The organism is Streptomyces sp. G7(2002), assembly GCF_028870195.1.
Taxonomy (GTDB): Bacteria; Actinomycetota; Actinomycetes; order Streptomycetales; family Streptomycetaceae; genus Streptomyces; species Streptomyces nigrescens.
Window position 1 is genome coordinate 1488960 of the sequence record NZ_CP102609.1, and the last position, 20904, is coordinate 1509863.

Genomic DNA, 20904 nt, shown 5'->3' on the forward strand with positions numbered 1-20904 from the left:
GCCCAGGGGGTAGGCCGGTTCGCCGGACGGAAGGAACCCGTCCGGCGAGGACCTGATCAACGCCGCAACGGGGTCAGGCGAGTTCGGATTCCAGGAACTCGACGACCGCATTGGGGGTCGGATAATCGTAGACAAGCGCGGCGGGCAGCGAGAGTCCAGTGATGCGGTTCAGTGCATTACGGAATTCCACCGCGGACAGCGAATTGAATCCGGCATCGAGGAAATCGAGGTCGGGTTCGACCGCCGCGGCGCTTTCGTGTCCCAGTGCCCGGGCCGCCACACCGCGGGCGATTTCCAGCAGTGTTTCCTGCCGGCCCGCAGCGTCGAGCTCCTTCAGGTAGGCCCGCAGCGCGTCCGGATCCACCTCGTCGCCGGTGTCCGCCGCGGGCTCCTGGGCGAACCGGCGCACCTCGGGGAGGGCCCGCAGCAGCGAACCGGTCCGGGTGACGGCGAGTTCCGCCCAGTCCGCCTCGGCGACCGTGACGGACTGGTCCCCGTACTCGACCGCTCGGGCGAGCACGGTCTCCGGGGACGGCGCACCGTCCCAGCAGAGCACCGTTCCGCTGAGCCCTTCGGCCCGGCGCCGGCGCACCAGCTCCTCGCGGTAGGCGCCCGCCGCGGTGACCGCGGCCTGCGACGGATCGCCCCAGGTGCTCGCCGCCGGGGCGAGCAGGACGAACGCGGAGGCGTCGCGGGCGAGTTCGTGCAGATTCTCGGACTCGCGCACGGCCCGCTCCAGCACCCGGCCGAACTGTGCGACGGAGGCGGAGCCGACCGGCTGGTCCACGGCGCTCCCGATGCCGTGCACCACGGTGCTCAGCGGATGCGCCGCGGGGATGCGGTCCCGCAGCCGGGCCACCGCCGCCCCGTCGGTGAGTGCCTCGTCGAGGACGGTCACCGGGACGCCGAGGGGCTCCCCCGCGAGGGCGCGGGGCAGCATCAGATGCGTGGCGCCGTTGCGGGCCAGCCAGCGGGCGACGGGGGCACCGGCGGCGCCCAGTTCACCGGCGAGCAGCACCGTGCCCGTGGGCCGCCAGGGCTGGTGGGCGGCGCCCCGGCCCGCGTGGACGAGCCTGCGGGCGAACACCCCGGAGGGGCGCAGGGCGAGCTCGTCCTCACCGTCGGCGTCGGCCAGCAGCTGGGCCAGCCAGGCTCCTTGGCGGGCGTCCAGGCTGTCCGGCAGATCGATCAGGCCGCCCCGGTGTCCGGGCCGGGCCGCGGCGACCGCCCGGCCGAGGCCCCGGAGCAGCGCCGCCGGGGTGCCGGCCGTGCTGCCCGTACGGGTCAGGGAGACCGCGCCCCGGGTCAGCGACCACAGCGGTGCGCCCGGCTCCGCCTCGTCGAGCACCTGGGCCAGCAACAGGGTTCCGGCCACGCCGGTCGGTACCGAGGGGTGCTCCGGATGCGGCTGTTCGTCCAGCGACCACAGGGAGACCACCCCGGCAACTTCCGCCGGGAGTCCGGCGAGCAGCTCGGTCAGACGTGCCCGGTCGGCGTCCGCGCCGGTCACGGCGGTGTGCCGTACGTCGGCGCCGTGCGCCCGCAGCGCCTCGGCGACCGACCGTGCGCAGTCCCCCTCCAGGTGCTCCTCCGGGACGAGCAGCGCCCAGGTTCCGGACAGTTCGGCGGTGGGGCGTTCGGTCACGGCGTGCCAGTCGGCCCGGTAACGCGTGCCGTCCATCGCCGACTCCCCGCGGCGGAGGGCGGACAGGGCCGGCAGCAGCGCGCCGATCGGCTGGTTCTCGTCGAGGTCCAGGGTGCGCAGCAGGGCGCCCAGGTCCTCCCGTTCCACCAGCTCCCAGAAGCGGGACTCGACCGGGTCCGCCGTGTCCGGCCGGCTCTCACCGGCCGGGTCGGCCTCGGGCCAGTACCGCTGCCGCTGGAAGGCGTAGGTGGGCAGCGCGACCCGGCGGCCGCCGCCGAACAGCGGGAGCCAGTCCACGGTGGCGCCGCGGACATGGGCGCCGGACAGGGCCTGCAGCAGCGCCTCGTTCTCCGGCCGGTCCTTGCGCAGCGCGGGCAGGAACTCCCCGCCGGGCAGGCTCTCCTGGCCCATGGCGCTGAGCACTCCGCCGGGGCCGAGTTCGAGGAAGGTGTCCAGCCCCTCGGTGTGCAGCGCCTGCATGCCGTCGTGGAAGCGGACGGCCTCCCTGACGTGCCGCACCCAGTAGCCGGGGTCGCGCAGCTGGTCCGGCTCGGCGAGCCGGCCGGTCAGGTTGGACACCACGGGGAGGCTGGGCTCGGCGTAGGTCAGGCTTTCGGCGACGGTACGGAACTCGTCCAGCACGGGGTCCATCAGCGGCGAGTGGAACGCATGGCTGACGCGGAGCTGCTTGGTCCGGTACCCCTTGGCCTCCAGCGTCCTGACGAGTTCGGTCACCGTGGTCTCGGCGCCGGAAAGCACCACGGCCTCCGGCCCGTTCACCGCGGCGATGCTCACCTGGCCGGAGAGCAGCGGAAGGACCACGTCCTCAGGGGCCTGTACGGCGACCATCACGCCGCCGGCGGGCAGGCTCTGCATGAGCCTGCCGCGGGCCACCACCAGTTTCGCCGCGTCGGCCACCGACCAGACGCCCGCGAGATGGGCCGCGGTGACCTCACCGATGGAGTGGCCCAGCAGGGCGTCCGGGACCACGCCGAGGGATTCGACCAGCCGGAACAGTGCGACCTCGACGGCGAACAGCGCGGCCTGGGCGTACTGGGTCCGGTCCAGCAGGGCCGCCTCGGGAGAGCCCGGTTCGGCCCACACCACCTCGCGCAGCGGCCGGGGCAGCAGTGCGTCGAGTTCCGCGCACACCTCGTCCCAGGCCCGTGCGAACGCCGGGTAGTGCTCGTGGAGTTCGCGGCCCATCCCGATGCGCTGTGCACCCTGGCCGGTGAAGAGCACACCGATCCGGCCCTCCCCCGCGACACCGGAGACCACGCCCGCCGGGGTCGTCCCCACGGCCAGTGCCCGGATGCCGGTGAGCAGGGCGTCCCGGTCCCCGGTCACCACGGCGCGATGCCGTAGCGCGGACCGGGTCGACACCAGGGAGAAGCCCACATCCACCGGGTCCGCCTCGCCCTCGGCGAGGGTGGCCAGCCGCGCGGCCTGCGCCCGCAGGGCCTGGGCCGAGTGCGCGGAGAGCACCCACGGCAGCACCGCGGGAGCCGTCCCGGGCCCGGAGTCGGCCGGGGTGCCGGCCGCCGAGGGCTGTTCCAGGATCAGGTGCGCGTTGGTGCCGCTGATCCCGAAGGAGGAGACCGCGGCCCGCCTGGGCTGTCCGGTCTCCGGCCACTCGCGTGCCTCGGTGAGCAGCTCGACCGCGCCGGACGCCCAGTCCACGTGGGTGGAGGGCCGGTCCACATGCAGTGTCCGGGGCAGCTCGCCGTGCTGCATGGCGAGGACCATCTTCATCACACCGGCCACACCGGCCGCGGCCTGGGTGTGCCCGATGTTGGATTTGATCGAACCGAGCCACAGGGGGTGGTCCTCGGGCCGGTCCTGCCCGTAGGTCGCCAGCAGGGCCTGGGCCTCGATGGGGTCACCGAGGGTGGTGCCGGTGCCGTGTGCCTCGACCGCGTCGATCTGGTCGGCGTTCAGACGGGCGTTGGCCAGGGCCTGTCGGATCAGCCGCTGCTGGGACGGGCCGTTCGGCGCGGTCATCCCGTTGGAGGCGCCGTCCTGGTTCACCGCCGAACCCCGCACCACGGCGAGGACCGGGTGCCCGTTGCGCACCGCGTCGGACAGCCGCTCGACGAGCAGGACGCCCACACCCTCGGCCCAGCCCGCGCCGTCGGCCGCGTCCGCGAAGGACTTGCACCGTCCGTCGGGGGCGAGCCCGCGCTGGCGGGAGAAGTCGATGAACGTGCCCGGGGTCGCCATCACCGACACGCCGCCGGCCAGGGCGAGGGAGCACTCCCCCTGCCGGAGGGCCTGCACCGCGAGATGCAGGGCGACCAGCGAGGACGAACAGGCCGTGTCCACGGTGACCGCGGGGCCCTCCAGCCCGAAGGTGTAGGAGATCCGGCCGGAGACGGCGCCGCCGGCGACGCCCACGCCCACATAGCCGTCGAGCTGTTCGGCCGCGGCGGTCAGCATGCCGTAGTCGTTGTACATCACTCCGGCGAACACTCCGGTGCCGCTGCCCTTCAGTGCCGCCGGGTCGATCCCGGCGCGCTCGAAGGTCTCCCAGGAGGTTTCCAGCAGCAGCCGCTGCTGCGGGTCCATCGCCAGTGCCTCCTTCGGGCTGACCCCGAAGAAGCCGGCGTCGAACCGCGCCGCGTCGTAGAGGAATCCGCCCTCGGTGCAGTAGCTGGTGCCCGGGTGGTCCGGGTCCGGGTCGAAGAGGCGCTCCATGTCCCAGCCCCGGTCCGCGGGGAAGGCCGAGACCGCGTCCGTGCCGCTGGTCAGCAGCTGCCACAGCTTCTCGGGTGAGTCGACGCCACCGGGGTAGCGGCAGCTCATCCCGATGATGGCGATCGGCTCATCGGTGCGGACCGCGGCCGGTGCACCGGCCGTGGTGCCGACGGCCGCGCCCAGCAGTTCGTCGCGGACGAAACCGGCGAGATCCAGCGGGGTCGGATAGTCGAACACCAGGGTCGCGGGCAGCCGGAGGCCGACCGCCGCGCCGAGCCGGTTGCGCAGCTCGACCGCGGTCAGCGAGTCGAAGCCGATCTCCTTGAACGGCCGGGAGGATTCCACGGCGTGCGGACCGGCGTAGCCGAGCACGGCCGCGACCTGGGCGCGCACCAGATCGAGCAGGGTGCGGTCCCGTTCCGCGGCGGACATCCCGGTCAGGCGCTCACGCAGTTCGGAGGTGGCGGCGCCGCCACTGTCCACCTGCCGTCGGCCGGACGTACGGACCAGGCCGCGCAGCAATTCGGGCACCATCCCGGCACCGGCCTGCTGCCGCAGCGCGGCGAGGTCGAGCCGGGCGGGGACCAGCAGCGCGTCCTCCGCGGCGCGTGCCGCGTCGAACAGCTCCACGCCCTGTGCCGAGGACAGCCCGGTCATGCCGGAGCGCGACATCCGGGCGAGCGCGGCCTCGTCCAGTGCCTCGGTCAGCCCGCTCGCCTCCGTCCAGCGGCCCCAGGCCAGGGAGAGCGCGGGAAGTCCGGCGGCCCGCCGGTGCGCGGCGAGGGCGTCGACGAAGGCGTTGGCGGCGGCGTAGTTCGCCTGCCCGGATCCGCCGAGGACTCCGGCGGCGGAGGAGAACACCACGAAGGCCGCCAGGTCGAGGTCCTGGGTGAGCTCGTGCAGATGCCAGGCGGCGTCCACCTTGGGCCGCATCACCGCGTCCAGGCGCTCCTGGGTCAGCGACTCCAGCACTCCGTCGTCCAGGGTGCCGGCGGCGCTGATCACTGCGGTCAGCGGACGGTCGGCGGGGACGGCGGCGAGCAGTTCCCGCAGCGCCTCCCGGTTGGCGGCGTCACAGGCGGCGATCTCCACCTCGGCACCGAGTTCCCGCAGTTCGGCCTCCAGCGCGGCCGCGCCCTTGGCCGTGCGGCCGCTGCGGCTGGTCAGCAGGAGGTGCCGGACGCCGTGCTCGGTCACCAGGTGCCGGGCGAACAGCGCGCCCAGGGTTCCGGTGCCGCCGGTGATCAGTACGGTGCCGCCGGGGGTGAACTCGGGTGCCGTGGCGGCGGATACGCCCATTCTGGCCAGCCGCGGGAGCCGGATCTCACCGGCCCGCAGGGCGAGCTGCGCCGCGCCGAGGGCCAGTGCGGCGGGCAGGGCACGGGCCGAGGTCTCCAGCCCGTCGGAGTCCAGGAGGACGAACCGGCCGGGGTGTTCGGACTGGGCGGTGCGCAGCAGGCCCCAGACCGGGGCGTGCACCAGATCCGTGAGGGCCGCGCCGGGTTCGGTGGCCACCGCGCCCTGGGTGGCGATCACCAGCCGGGCGTCGGCGAACCGTTCCTCGGCCAGCCAGTCCTGGGCGAGGCCGAGCAGCCGGCCGCTCGCCTCCCGGACCGCCGCGGGGACGTCGGGCGCCTCCGGCGGGACGCAGGACACCATCACGACGTCGGGCACCGGCGCTCCGGCGTCCATGGCGCGGAGCAGCGCGGCCAGTTCCGGGTACTCGTCGACCCGGGCGCCGGACGCTTCGAGTGCCGCGCGGTGGTCCTGTCCGGCCGCGCCGAGCAGGGCGACCGTGCCGGCGGGGGCCTGCGCGGGGGCCGGTGCCGGGGTCCAGTCCACGCGGAAGAGCGCGTCGTGGAAGGTGGGGCCGGTCCCGTCCAGGGCGTCGGTGGTCAGTTGGCGCAGCATCAGGGAGGCCACCGAGGCGACCGGGGCTCCGGTGGCGTCCGCGACGCTCACCGAGAGCGCGTTCGTCCCCGTCGGGGACAGCCGCACCCGCACCGTGCCGGCGCCCGCGGCGTGCAGGCTCACCCCGGACCAGGCGAACGGCAGCCACGGCCGGTCCCCGCCCTCGTCCTCGACGAACCCGCCGAGGGCCAGCGGATGCAGTGCCGCGTCCAGCAGCGCGGGGTGCAGCCCGAACGCCGCGCCCTCGTCCTCGGCCGCCTCGGGCAGCGCGACCTCGGCGAACAGCTCGGTGCCGCGTCGCCATACCGAGCGCAGGCCCCGGAAGACCGGGCCGTAGGACAGACCGGTCCCCGTGAAGCGTTCGTAGAGCCCGTCGAAGGCGACGGGTTCGGCCCCCTCGGGCGGCCAGGCCTCCTCGCGGGGGCCGGCGGTCCCCGTGCCGGCAGTGAGGGTGCCGGTGGCGTGGGTGGTCCAGGGTTCCTCGTCGGGAGCGTCCTCCGGCCGGGAGCGCACGCTCAGCTGACGGCGGCCGGAGTCGTCGGGCCCGCCGACGGCGAGCTGCAGCCGGATCCCGCCGCGGTCGGGCAGCACCAGCGGGGCCGCCAGGGTGAGTTCCTCCAGGACCTCGCAGCCGACCTCGTCACCGGCGCGCACGGCCAGTTCCACGAACGCGGTGCCGGGCAGGACCGCCCGCCCGGCGACCACATGGTCGGCCAGCCAGGCGTGGGTGGACAGCGACAACCGCCCGGTGAACAGCACTCCTTCGTCATCGGCGAGGGTCACCACGGCGCCGAGCAGCGGGTGCCGGGCGGCGCTCAGCCCGAAGCCGGCGGCGTCACCGGCCGCGGTCATGGTGCCCTTCGGCCAGTACCGCTGCCGTTCGAAGGCGTAGGTCGGCAGGGCGACCGTCCCGTCCGCGGCACCGGCGAACACGGCGGCCCAGTCGGGGCTCTGCCCGTGGGCGTGCACCTGGCCGAGGGAGGTGAGGAACCGGGCCACCCCGCCCTCGTCGCGCCGCAGCGAACCGGTGACCAGCGCGGACCGGCCGGCCGACTCGACGGTGTCCTGCACCCCGAGCGCGAGCACGGGATGCGCGCTGACCTCGATCAGGGTGCTGAAGCCGGCGTCGAGCAGACCGCGGACGGCCGGCTCGAAGAGCACGGTCTGCCGCAGGCTGCGGTACCAGTAGTCCGCGTCCATGGCCGCGGTGTCCAGCCAGTCGCCGGTGAGCGTGGAGTACACCGGGATGTCGGCGGCGCGCGGGCTGACGGGTGCGAGCACCTCCAGCAGCCGTTCCCGGATCTGTTCCACCTGGGCCGAGTGCGAGGCGTAGTCCACCTCGATCCGGCGGGCGCGCACCCCGTCGGCCTCGCAGCCGTCCAACAGCTCCTGTAGGGCCCGCGGTTCACCGGAGACGACCACCGAGGACGGCCCGTTGACCGCGGCGACGGACAGCCGCTCGCCCCAGGCCCCCAGCCGCTCCTCGACCTGCTCCAGCGGCAGCGCGACGGACACCATCCCGCCGTGTCCGGCCAGTTCGATCAGGGTCTTGCTGCGCAGGGCGACCACCCGGGCCGCGTCCTGGAGGGACAGCGCCCCGGCCACACAGGCGGCGGCGATCTCGCCCTGGCTGTGCCCGACCACGGCGGAGGGGGTGATACCGCAGGACTGCCACAGCGCGGCCAGGGAGACCATCACCGCCCAGAGCGCCGGCTGCACCACGTCCACCCGGTCGAAGCCCGGTGCGCCCTCGGCGCCCCGAAGGACCTCGGTCAGCGACCAGTCGGTGAACTCCGACAGGGCGCGCTCGCACTCCCGGATCCGGTCGGCGAACACCGGTGAGGAGTCGAGCAGTTCCACCGCCATCCCGGCCCACTGCGATCCCTGGCCGGGGAAGAGGAAGGCCACCTTGCCGCGGTTGCCCACGACGCCCTCCACCAGGTTCCCGGCGGGTTCACCGTGTTCCAGCGCGGTCAGCCCGCTCAGCAGCTCCGCACGGTCCGCGCCGACCACCAGCGCCCGGTGCTCCAGGGCGGCCCGGGTGGTGGCCAGCGAATGTCCGACGGTGGCCGGGTCCAGCTCCGGCCGGTCCGCCACGAAGGACGCGAGCCGGGCGGCCTGCGCCCGCAGCGCCCCGGCGGTCGCACCGGACAGGACCCAGGGCACCGTGCCGGTCGCGGCGAGGCCCGGGGCCCGGGCCGGGGCCTCCTCGGCGGCCGGGGGGACGGCCTCGGCAGTGGGGGCTTCCTCCAGGATGAGGTGCACATTGGTGCCGCTGATGCCGAACGAGGAGACACCGGCGCGGCGCGGATGGTCGGCGCTCTCCCACGGCTTCGCCTCGGTGAGCAGCTCCACCGCGCCGGACTCCCAGTCCACGTGCGGGGTGGGCGCGTCCACGTGCAGGGTCTTGGGCAGCATCCGGTGGCGCAGGGCCATGACCATTTTGATCACGCCGGCGATACCAGCGGCCTGCTGGGCGTGCCCGATGTTGGACTTGACCGATCCGAGCCACAGCGGCCGTTCGGCGGTCCGTGCCTTGCCGTACGTGGCGAGCAGCGCCTGCGCCTCGATCGGGTCACCGAGGGTGGTGCCGGTGCCGTGCGCCTCGACCGCGTCGACCTGGCCCGCGGTGATCCCCGCGTTCTCCAGGGCGCGGCGGATGACCCGTATCTGGGACGGCCCGTTGGGGGCGGTCAGGCCGTTCGAGGCGCCGTCCTGGTTCACCGCGGAACCGCGCAGCACCGCGAGCACCGGGTGCCCGTTGCGGAGCGCGTCGGAAAGCCGCTCGACCAGCACCACCCCGACGCCCTCCGCCCAGCCGGTGCCGTCGGCCCCGGCCGCGAACGCCTTGCACCGCCCGTCCGGGGACAGCCCGCGCTGCCGGGAGAAGCTGGTGAACACACCGGGGGTGCCCATCACGGTCACCCCGCCGGCCAGCGCCAGGGAGCACTCCCCCTGCCGCAGCGCCTGGGCCGCCATGTGCAGGGCGACCAGCGAGGACGAACAGGCGGTGTCCACGGTCACCGCGGGGCCCTCGAAGCCGAAGGAGTACGACACCCGGCCGGACAGCACACTGCTGGCCACACCCGTCATCGTGTACCCCTCGGACGCGTCCGGGAGCTGCTGGATCACCGGGACGTACTCGGCGCCGCTGGCACCGAAGAAGACCCCGGTGTCGCTGCCCCGCACACTCGACGGGTCGATCCTCGCGTCTTCGAAGGCCGCCCAGGCGGCCTCCAGGACCACCCGCTGCTGGGGGTCCATCGCGAGCGCCTCACGCGGGCTGATGCCGAAGAACGCGGCATCGAAGTCGATCGCGTCGTAGACGAATCCGCCTTGTTTCACATAGCTCTTGCCGGATTTCTCCGGGTCGGCGTCGAACAGCTCGTCGGTGTCCCAGCCGCGGTCGGCGGGGAAGTCGGAGATCGGGTCGCCGCCGGCGGCGACCAGGTCCCAGAGCTGCTCCGGTGTACCGGCCCCCGGGTAGCGGCAGTTCATGCCGATGATCGCGAGCGGCTGCCGGCCCTTCTCCTCGGCCTCGCGCAGGCGCTGCCGGGTGTCGTGCAGATCAGCCGCGACCCGCTTGAGATAGTCGACCAGCTTCTCTTCATCCGCCATCAGGCGCGCCTTCCTTGTCGGTCCCCAGCGTGCGCATCAGGAGAGTCCGAGTTCGTCGTTGATGAACGCGAAGACCTCATCGGTGCTCGCCGCTTGGAGCCTGTCCTTGACATCGGTCGTGCCGGCCGTGGACCGCCGGTCCTCCCACGCTTTGGTGAGGGCCTGCAGCCGGCTGGTGATGGAGGCCCCGGCGCCCTCGTCCGGGGAGACCGCGGCCAGGGCGCTCTCCAGCCGTTCGAGTTCGCCGAGCACCACGGCGGCCGGATCGGCGGCCTCGGGGGCCAGCGTCTCCTTGAGGTGCGCCGCCAGGACCTCCGCGTTGGGGTAGTCGAACACCAGCGTGGCGGGCAGCCGGAGCCCGGCGGCCCCGTTCAGCCGGTTGCGGAACTCGACCGCGGTCAGCGAGTCGAAGCCCATCTCGTTGAACGCCCGGCCCGGTTCCACCGCGTCCGGCGAGCCGTGGCCGAGGACGGCCGCGGCCTGTTCCCGGACGAAGTCCAGCAGGACCCGGTCGATCTCCTCGGCCGTCAGGCCCGTCAGCCGCTGGGCGAAGTCGTCCGCCGAGCGGGTGGCCGCCGCCACCGTGCGCCGGGCCGGTGCCTTGACCAGCCCCCGCAGCAGTGGGGGTACGGCCTCGGCGGGTGCGCCGCGGAACACCGAGACGTCCAGCCGGGCCGGCATCATCGCCGGTTCGTCGGCCCGCAGTGCCGCGTCGAAGAGCGTCATGCCCTCCTCCGTGGACAGCGGGGGCATTCCGGCCCGGCTCATCCGCCGGACATCGGCCTCGCCGAGGTGCCGGGTGATGCCGCTGGTCTCGGTCCACAGGCCCCAGGACAGCGCGGTGGCGGGCAGTCCGTGGGCCCGCCGGTGCGCGGCCAGCGCGTCCAGGAACACATTCGCCGCCGCGTAGTTGCCCTGCCCGGCGCCGCCGAAGGTGCCGGCGGCGGCGGAGTACAGCACGAAGGCGGCGAGGTCCTGGCCGGCGGTGAGCTCGTGCAGGTTCACCGCGGCGTCCACCTTGGGCCGCAGCACCGTGTCGAGCCGCTCCGGGGTCAGGGAGCCGATCACCCCGTCGTCCAGGACGCCGGCGGTGTGCACCACCGCGGTCAGCGGACGGTCGGCGGGGACGGCGGCCAGCAGTTCCCGCAGCGCCGCGCGGTCGGCCGCGTCACAGGCGGCGATCTCCACCTCGGCGCCGAGTTCCCGCAGTTCGCGCTCCAGCTCCGGTGCGCCGTCCGCCGCCCGGCCGGTGCGGCTGGTCAACAGGAGGTGCCGGACGCCGTGTTCGCGCACCAGGCGCCGGGCGGCCAGTCCGCCGAGGGTGCCGGTGCCGCCGGTGACGAGGACCGTGCCCCGTTCGTCCAGGGTCTCCGGCATGGTCAGCACGATCTTCCCGGTGTGCCGGGCCTTCGCGATGTACCGGAAGGCCTCGGGGGCCCGGCGGACATCCCATGTGGTGACCGGGATCGGCCGCAGCGCACCGGAGTCGAGCAGGCGCACCACCTCCCGGAGTACCTCGCCGACCCGCTGCGGACCGGCGCCGATCATCAGGTCGAAGGCCTGGTACTCCACACCGGGGTAGGCGGCCGCGACGTCCTCGGGGGTACGCACATCGGTCTTGCCCATCTCCAGGAAGCGGCCGCCACGGGGCAGCAGCCGCAGCGAGGCGTCCACGAACTCACGGGCCAGTGCGTCCAGGACGACGTCCATCCCGCGGCCGCCGGTGGTGCGGCGGAACTTCTCCTCGAAGTCGAGGTCACGGGAGGAGGCGATGTGCTCCTCGTCGAGGCCGCTCTCGCGCAGAGTGTCCCATTTCCCGGTGCTGGCCGTGCCGAAGACCTCCGCACCGAGGTGCCGGGCCAGTTGCACGGCGGCCATGCCGACACCGCCGGCCGCGTTGTGCACCAGCACCGACTCCCCTGCCTGCAGCCTGCCGAGTTCCACCAGGCCGTAGTAGGCGGTGGAGAAGACGATCGGTACCGAGGCGGCCTGGACGTAGGACCAGTCGTCGGGGAACCGCGCCAGCATGCGGTGGTCGGTGACGGCCACCGGTCCGAACGCGCCGGCGAACATGCCGATCACGCGGTCGCCGGGGGCGAAGTCGGTGACCTCCGGGCCGACTTCGAGGACGACACCGGCGGCCTCGATGCCCATCTCCGCCTTTTCCGGGTACATCCCGAGCGCGATCATGACGTCGCGGAAGTTCAGCCCGGCCGCGCGCACCCCGATCCGGACCTCGCCGGGGACCAGTGCGCGGTCCGCGTCCGAGGGCACCAGCGCGAGGTTGTCGAACGTACCGGCGCTGGTGACGTCGAGCTTCCAGGCCGGGCCGCGGGCCGGTGGCACCAGGGTGCCGCCGGAGGCGAGCGACGCCAGCCGCGGGGTCCGCAGTGCGCCCGCGCGCACGGCGAGCTGTGGTTCTCCGGAGCCGAGCGCGGCGGCGAGCACGTCCGGGCCGCCCGAACCGTCCGAGTCGATCAGGACGATCCGTTCCGGGTTCTCCGACTGCGCGGACCGGAGCAGACCCCAGACCGGGGCGGCGGCGAGATCCGCGATGCCCTCGTCGGCGTGCACCGCGACCGCGCCGCGGGTGACCACGGCCAGGGTCGTGTTCTCCAGGCGGTCGTCGGCCAGCCAGTCCCGTGCCAGTGACAGCATCCGACCGGTCAACTCCCGTATGGCAACGGGCAGTTCAGCGGAATCAGTGTCGGCGGCACACGGGACTAGCACGACTTCCGGCACCGGGGTGCCGCTGTCGAGCGCGCTGGTCAGCGCGGCCAGGTCGGCGTACCGCGTGGCCGTCTCCGGCGCCCCGTCGAGCTCGCCGAGGAGCGCCCAGGCCGCGGTGTCCACGGGTTCGGCGGTGACCGACGGCCAGTCGATCCGGTACAGCGAGTCGGGCAGGGGCGGCGCGGTGGCCGTGGCGGCGGTGTCCTGGCGGCGCAGGACCAGGGACTCCACGGTGGCGACCGGGGTGTTCGTCTCGTCCGCTGCGGCCACCGAGACGGCGTCCGTGCCGGCCGGTGCGATCCGCACCCGCAAGGTGGCGGCGCCGGCCGCGTGCAGCGTCAGACCGCTCCAGGCGAACGGGAGCCGTGCGCCCCCTTCGTCGGCGAAGAAGGAGCCCAGTCCGGCCGCGTGCAGCGCGGCGTCCAGCAGGGCGGGATGGAGAGCGAAGGAACCGGCGTCCTCGGCCGCGGCCTCGGGCAGCGCGACCTCGGCGAAGACCTCCTCGCCACGCCGCCAGGCCGCACGCAGCCCCTGGAAGACCGGGCCGTAGTTCATCCCGGCCCCGGCGAGCTGCGGGTAGTAGTCCGCGGTGTCGACGGGCTCGGCGCCGGCCGGGGGCCAGGCCGTTTCGGCGAACGCGCCGGTGGCGCCGGCGGGGGCCAGTACGCCGGTGGCGTGCTGGGTCCAGCCCTGCTCGGCGGCGTCCGACTCCGGCTGGGAGTGCACGCTCAGCGAGCGGCGGCCGTCGTCGTCCGCGGCACCGACCACCACCTGCAGCCGGACCGCGCCCCGCGCGGGGAGCGCCAGTGGTGCCGCCAGCGTCAGTTCCTCCAGCAGCCCGCATCCGACCTCGTCACCGGCCCGTACGGCCATCTCGACGAACGCGGTGCCGGGCAGCAGGACCAGGTCGCCGATGGCGTGGTCGGCGAGCCAGGGGTGGCTGTGGGTGCCGATCCGACCGGTGAACAGGACCTCGTCGGAGCCGGCCACCGCGACGGCGGCGCCGAGCAGCGGATGACCGGCCGCGCCCAGTCCGGCGGCGGCGACATCACCGGCCGTACCGGAGGGCCGCGGCCAGTACCGCTCCCCCTGGAAGGCGTAGGTGGGCAGGTCCACCCGCCGCGCCCCGCGTCCGGAGAAGAAGGCCGGCCAGTCGACCGGGACGCCGCGCAGATGCAGCCGGGCCAGCGCGGTCACCGCGGCGCCGTCCTCGGCGCGGTCCCGGCGCAGCGTGGGCACCAGCACGGTGTCCTCGCCGGTCACACACTCCTGGCCCATTCCGGACAGCACACCGTCCGGGCCGATTTCCAGGAAGGTCCGCACCCCGGCGTCCTCCAGGGCGCGCACCCCGTCGCAGAACCGCACCGCGCCGCGGACATGCCCCACCCAGTAGTCCGGCGAGCAGGCCTCCTCCTCGGTGAGGGGCCGGCCGGTCACATTGGACACGATCTCCATGTGAGGCGGTCGGAAGGTCAGCCCGGCCACGGCCTGCCGGAAGTCGTCCAGCATCGGTTCCATCAGCGGGGAGTGGAAGGCGTGGCTGACGGCCAGGCGCTTGGTGGTGACCCCCGTGGCGGACAGGGCTTCCGCGACCTCCAGTACGGCCTTCTCTGCTCCCGAGAGGACCACGGAGGCAGGGCCGTTGACGGCCGCGATACCGACCTCGTGCTCGCGCCCGGCGAGCAGGGCGGTGACCTCGGCCTCGGTGGTGCGTACCGACACCATCGCGCCGTCGGCGGGCAGTTCCTGCATCAGCCGGCCGCGCGCGGCGACCAGGGCGCAGGCGTCGGGCAGGGACCACACCCCGGCCACATGGGCCGCGACCACTTCACCGATGGAGTGGCCGACCAGCCGGTCGGGGCGGACGCCCCACGACTCCAGCAGCCGGTACAGGGCGACCTCGACCGCGAAGAGGGCGGCCTGGGTGTACTGCGTGTGGTCCAGTAACGCGGCGTCCGGGGAGCCGGGTTCGGCCCAGATGATCTCCCGGAGCGGCCGGGGCAGCCACCGGTCCAGTTCGGCGGCGGCCTCGTCGAAGGCCTGCGCGAAGACCGGGTGGCGACGGTGGAGTCCGGCACCCATGCCGACCCGCTGGGCGCCCTGGCCGGTGAACATCACCGCGAGCGAACCGGTGGCGGCCGTGCCGGTCACCACCTCTACTCCCGCGGCACCGGAGGCGAGCGCCGCCAGCCCGCGCCGCAGGTCGTCCTGGTCGGTGCCGATCACCGCGGCCCGGTGCTCGAACGCCGACCGGGAGGTGAGCAGCGACCAGGCGAGGTCGGCGGGCCCGGTGTCGGGGGCGTCCGTGAGGTATTCCGCCAGCCGTGCGGCCTGCGCGGCCAGTGCCTGCGGGGTCTTGCCGGAGAGCACCCAGGGCAGCGGTCCGTCCGCCACCGCGTCGTCCGCGGGGGGTGCCGGGAGGTCCGGGGCCTGCTCCAGGATCAGATGGGCGTTGGTGCCGCTGAAGCCGAAGGAGGACACCCCGGCCCGGCGGGGCCGGTCGAGTGCGGGCCATGCCCGGGCCGCGGTCACCAGTTCCACCGCGCCGCTGGACCAGTCCACATGGGTGGAGGGCGCGTCCACGTGCAGGGTCTTCGGCAGCAGTCCGTGCCGCATGGCGAGGACCATCTTGATCACGCCGGCGACCCCGGCGGCGGCCTGGGTGTGCCCGATGTTCGACTTCACCGAACCGAGCCACAGCGGCCGGTCGTCGGCGCGCTCCGCCCCGTACGTGCTGAGCAGTGCCTGTGCCTCGATGGGGTCGCCGAGGCGGGTTCCGGTGCCGTGTGCTTCGACGGCGTCCACGTCGGACGCTCCGAGACCGGCGGAGGCGAGGGCCTGCCGGATCACCCGGGCCTGGGAGGGCCCGTTGGGCGCGGTCAGTCCGTTCGAGGCACCGTCCTGGTTGATCGCGGAACCCCGCACCACGGCGAGCACCGGATGGCCGTTGCGCACCGCGTCGGAGAGCCGCTCGACGAGCAGGACACCGACGCCCTCGCCCCAGTTGGTGCCGTCGGCGCCCTCGGCGAAGGCCTTGCACTTGCCGTCGGGGGCCAGTCCGCGCAGCCGGCTGAACTCGATGAAGGAACCGGGGGTGGTCATCAGCGTCACCCCGCCGGCCAGTGCCAGTGAGCACTCCCCCGACCGCAGTGCGGCGGCCGCGAGATGCAGTGCCACCAGCGAGGAGGAGCAGGCGCTGTCGATGGTCATCGTGGGGCCTTCGAGGCCCAGCGCGTAGGCGACCCGGCCGGACATCACGCTGTAGCTGGTGCCGGTGCCCAGGAACCCGTCGGGGCCCTGTCCGGCGCCGGCCAGGACGCTCATGTAGTCGTTGCCGTTGGCGCCCACGAACACGCCGGTGTCGGTGCCGTGCACGGTCGCCGGGTCGATCCCGGCGGCCTCGATGGCCTCCCAGGCCACTTCGAGCAGCAGCCGCTGCTGCGGGTCCATCGAGATCGCCTCACGCGGGCTGATCTCGAAGAAATCGGCGTCGAATTCGGCCAGGCCGTCGATGAAACCGCCGTGCCGCACATAGCTGGCACCGGCCTGGTCGGGGTCGCTGTCGTACATCCCCTCGGTGTCCCAGCCCCGGTCGGCGGGGAACGGGGTGATCCCGTCCCGCCCTTCGGCCAGGAGCTCCCACAGCTGCTCCGGGTTCCGTACGCCGCCGGGCAGCCGGCAGCCCATCCCGACGATGGCGATCGGTTCGTCGGACGCCGCGACGGCGGTCCGGGTGGCCGACGGGGTGCCGGCGGACTCTGTGATCTCGTCCCGCAGATGGCGGACGAGGACCGTCGGGGTCGGGTAGTCGAAGATCATCGTGGCCGGCAGGGTCAGCCCCGACGCGGTGGTGAGCCGGTTGCGGAACTCCACCGCGCTCAGCGAGTCGAAGCCCAGGTCCTTGAACGCCCGGGCGGGATCGACGAGTTCGGGGCTGTCGTAGCCGAGGACATCCGCTATCTGGGTGCGGACGAAGTCCAGCAGTGCCTTGTCGCGGTCGGCGTCGGTCAGCCCGGCGAGTTCCCGGCGCAGCGCCGAGTCAGTGACCGCCGGACCGTCGCCCCCGCTCAGCAGGTCCCGTGCCTCGGGCACCCCGGCGAACAGCGGGCTCGGCCGGTGGAAGGTGAAGCCGGGGATGAAGCGGTCCCAGTCCACGTCGGCGACGGTCAGACAGGTCTCGTCCTGGCCGAGGGCCGCGGCCAGCGCGGCGATGGCCAGTTCCGGCGCCATCGCGGGCAGTCCGCGCTGACGGAGCTGGTCCTGTACGGCGGCGTCCTCCGCGAGGCCTCCCCCGCCCCAGGGGGCCCAGGCCACCGAGGTGGCGGTGAGTCCGCGGGCCCGGCGCTGTTCGGCGAGGGCGTCGAGGTAGGCGTTGGCCGCGCCGTAACCGGCCTGGCCGCCGCTGCCCCAGACCCCGGCGACCGAGGAGAACAGCACGAACGCGTCCAGCTCCCGGTCCCCGAGGAGGGCGTCGAGGTGGGCCGCGCCGGCGACCTTGGAGGAGAGGACCGCGTCGAGGTCCGCCCCGCCGAGTTCGGTGACCGGCCCGACCGGCCCGCCGGTGCCGGCGATGTGCAGCACGGCGGTGGGCGGTTCGGGCAGGCCGTCGAGCAGCCGGGCGAGGCTTCCCCGGTCGGCCACGTCGCAGGCGGCGAGGGTGACTTCGGCGCCGAGCGCGGTGAGTTCCGCGGTGAGTTCGGCGCTGCCGGGGGCGTCCGGGCCACGGCGGCTGGTGAGCACCAGGTGCCCGGCCCCGTTGGCGGCGAGCCAGCGGGCGCAGGCGGCGCCCAGCGCGCCGATGCCACCGGTGATCAGCACGGTGCCGCGGGGCTTCCAGGGCGCGGCGTCCCGGTCGAGGCGGGCGCGTACCAGCCGGCGGGCGAACACCCCGGCCGGCCTGATGGCGAGCTGGTCCTCGTCCCCGGCTCCGGTGAGCAGGGCGCAGAGCCGGGCCGCCGCGGTCCGGTCCCACTCCGCGGGCAGGTCGATGAGCCCGCCCCAGCGGTCGGACTGCTCCAGGGCGACGGTGCGGCCGAGCCCCCACACCTGGGCGAGTTCCGGCTCCCGCAGCGGGTCCGCCGCACCGGTCGACACCGCGCCGCTGGTGACGCACCACAGGGGTGCGCTGATGTCCGCGTCGCCCAGCGCCTGGACCAGGGCCAGTGCCTCGGTGACCGTGGGCCGGGCCAGTACTCCGGCGATCTCACCGTCGAGTGCCGCCAGGCCGGCGGCGAGTTCCTCGCGGCTGCCGCCGAGGGCGAGACGCACCACCTGGGCGCCGTGCGCGGTGAGTGCGTCCGCGAGGTGGTCGTCCTCGTCCGGTCCGGCGAGGATCCAGGTGCCGGTGAGCGCGGCGGCGCCGGACGGCACCGGCTTCCAGGAGATCCGGTAGGCCCACTTGTCCACCGTGGACTCGTGCTCCCGGCGCCGGCGCCAGGCGGACAGCGCCGGCAGGATCGCGCCGAGCGGCTGGTCCTCGTCCAGCTCCAGGGTGTGCAGCAGTTCGGGGAGGTCCTCGCGGGCGACCAGGTCCCAGAAGCGGGCGTCGTCCGCGGCGGCCGGACGGTCCTGCTCGCCGGTGACGGCCGTCTCGTCCAGCCAGTACCGCCGCCGCTGGAAGGGGTAGGTGGGCAGGTCGACCCGCCGGGAGCCGGTGAGCAGCGGGTTCCAGTCCACGGTGGCGCCACGGGCGTAGGCCCCGCCCACCGCCTCCAGCAGTGCCACGGGTTCGGTGCGGTTCTCGCGCAGGGCGGGCAGGAACCGGACGGTGTCGTGACCGGGCAGGCAGTCCTGGCCCATGGCGGAGAGCACCCCGCCGGGCCCGAGTTCGAGGAAGGTGGTCACGCCCTCGGCGTGCCCGGCGAGGAGGCCGTCGTGGAAGCGCACCGCCTCGCGGATGTGCCGCACCCAGTACTCCGGGTCGCACAGTTCCTGAGCGGTGGCGAGCCGTCCGGTCACGTTGGACACCACGGGCATCCGGGGCTCGGCGTAGGTGATCTGCTCCGCGACCGCGCGGAAGGCGTCGAGCACGGGTTCCATCAGCGGCGAGTGGAAGGCATGGCTGACCCGCAGCTGCTTCACCTTGCGGCCGCGCGACGACAGCTCGGCGGCGATCCGCGCGACCGCGTCCCCGGCTCCGGAAAGCACCACGGACTCGGGCCCGTTGACGGCCGCGAGACCGACCTGGTCCTGGTCCGCCAGCAGGGGAAGGACCTCGTCCTCGGTGGCCCGTACGGACACCATGGCGCCGCCGGCCGGGAGTTCCTGCATCAGCCGGCCACGGGCCGCGACCAGGGTGGCGGCGTCCGCCAGGGACCACACTCCGGCCACATGGGCGGCGGTGAGCTCACCGATGGAGTGGCCCAGCAGGAGGTCCGGCGCCAGGCCCCAGGATTCGGTGAGCCGGTACAACGCGACCTCGAGGGCGAACAGGGCGGCCTGGGTGTACTGCGTCTGGTCGAGGAGGTCGCCCGCACCGTGCACGACCTCGCGCAGCGGCTTCGGCAGCCGGCCGTCGAAGGCGGCACAGACCTCGTCGAAGGCGCGGGCGAACACCGGGTACGCCGCATACAGTTCCCGGCCCATCCCGGGCCGTTGGGAGCCCTGCCCCGTGAACAGCACGCCGAGCTTGCCGTCGGCGACGACATCGGCGACCACCCCGGCCGGGCGCCGTCCGGCGGCCAGCCCCCGGGCACCGGACAGCAGACCGTCCCGGCCGGCGCCGAGCACCACCGCGCGGTGTTCCAGTGCGGAGCGGGTGTTCACCAGCGACCAGCCGATGTCCGCCGGCGCGGTCTCCGGCCGGCCCTCGGCGAAGGACGCGAGCCGGCCGGCCTGGGCGGCGAGCGCCTCTTCGGAACGGGCTGACAGCACCCACGGCACCGGTCCGGCGGCCGGCACGGGCTCCACCGCGGCCCCGGTCCCGACGGCGGCTTCCTCTTCGGCCTCTTCCAGCACCACATGCGCGTTGGTGCCGCTGAACCCGAAGGAGGACACCGCGGCACGGCGCGGCTGCCCGGTCTGCGGCCACTCCTGCGCCTCGGTGAGCAGCTCCACCGCGCCCTCGGTCCAGTCCACATGGGTGGAGGGCCGGTCCACGTGCAGCGTCTTGGGAAGGACACCGTGGCGCATGGCCAGGACCATCTTCATGATGCCGGCGACCCCGGCGGCGGCCTGGGTGTGCCCGATGTTCGACTTGACCGAGCCGAGCCACAGCGGCCGCTCCCGGTCCTGTCCGTACGACGCCAGCAGCGCCTGGGCCTCGATGGGGTCACCGAGGGTGGTGCCGGTGCCATGTGCCTCGACCGCGTCGATCTGGCCGGGGGCCAGTCCCGCGTTGACCAGGGCCTGTTCGATGACCCGTTGCTGGGCGGGGCCGTTCGGGGCGCTCAGCCCGTTCGAGGCGCCGTCGGAGTTCACCGCGGTACCGCGCACCACGGCCAGGACGGGGTGCCCGTTCCGCCGGGCGTCGGAGAGCTTCTCCACCAGCAGCACACCGGCGCCCTCGGCCCAGCCGGTGCCGTCGGCCGCGTCCGCGAAGGACTTGCACCGGCCGTCCGCGGCCAGACCGCGCTGCCGGGAGAACTCGATGAAGGTCCACGGGGTGGACATCACGGTCACCCCGCCGACCAGGGCCAGCGAGCAATCGCCCTTACGGAGTGCGTGCCCGGCCAGGTGCAGTGCCACCAGCGACGAGGAGCACGCGGTGTCCACGGTGATCGCGGGGCCCTCGAAGCCGAAGCTGTAGGCGACCCGGCCGGAGAGCGCGGACCCGGAACTCGTGCTGCCGAAGTAGTCGTGGTACATGAGCCCGGCGAACACCCCGGTCCGGCTGCCGCGCAGGCTCGCCGGATCGATCCCGGCCCGCTCCAGGACCTCCCAGGACGTCTCCAGGAGCAGCCGCTGCTGCGGGTCCACCGCGGGCGCGTCCTTGGGGCTGATCCCGAAGAAGGCGGGGTCGAAGTCGGCCGCCTCGTGGAGGAAGCCGCCTTCCTTCGCATAGGACGTGCCCTCGGCCCGGCCCGTCGGGTCGTACAGACCCTCCGTGTCCCAGCCGCGGTCGACGGGGAATCCGGTGATTCCCTCGCCACCGGAGTCGAGCAGCCGCCACAGGTCCTCGGGCGAGGCCACCCCGCCCGGGTACCGGCAGCTCATCCCCACGATGGCGAGCGGTTCATGGCTCTTCTCCTGGGCGTCCTGCAGGCGTTGACGCGTCTCGTAGAGATCGGCCGTCATCCGCTTGAGGTACTCGCGGAGCTTCTCCTCATTCGCCATCTGCTGCGGCCCTCCAGGTGACGCCCGCGACG

At 74.0% G+C, this 20904-nt stretch carries 2 protein-coding genes; both read right to left on the minus strand.

Features of this window, described 5'->3' with window-relative positions; genetic code table 11:
- Positions 1 to 73 precede the first annotated feature (73 nt).
- A complete protein-coding gene (locus tag NUT86_RS05945; RefSeq protein WP_274733923.1) occupies positions 74 to 9868 on the minus strand; it encodes a type I polyketide synthase in 9795 nt (3264 codons plus the stop codon).
- Positions 9869 to 9904: 36 nt separating this feature from the next.
- Complete coding sequence (locus NUT86_RS05950) at positions 9905 to 20872, minus strand: type I polyketide synthase (RefSeq protein ID WP_274733925.1); 10968 nt, start codon at positions 20870 to 20872, stop codon at positions 9905 to 9907.
- Between the last annotated feature and the right edge of the window lie 32 nt (positions 20873 to 20904).

What these genes read in the sequence shown, in the direction of transcription:
- NUT86_RS05945 (WP_274733923.1), bottom strand. Translation starts at nt 9,868, where the DNA reads ATGGCGGATGAAGAGAAGCTGGTCGACTATCTCAAGCGGGTCGCGGCT.
- NUT86_RS05950 (WP_274733925.1), bottom strand. Translation starts at nt 20,872, where the DNA reads ATGGCGAATGAGGAGAAGCTCCGCGAGTACCTCAAGCGGATGACGGCC.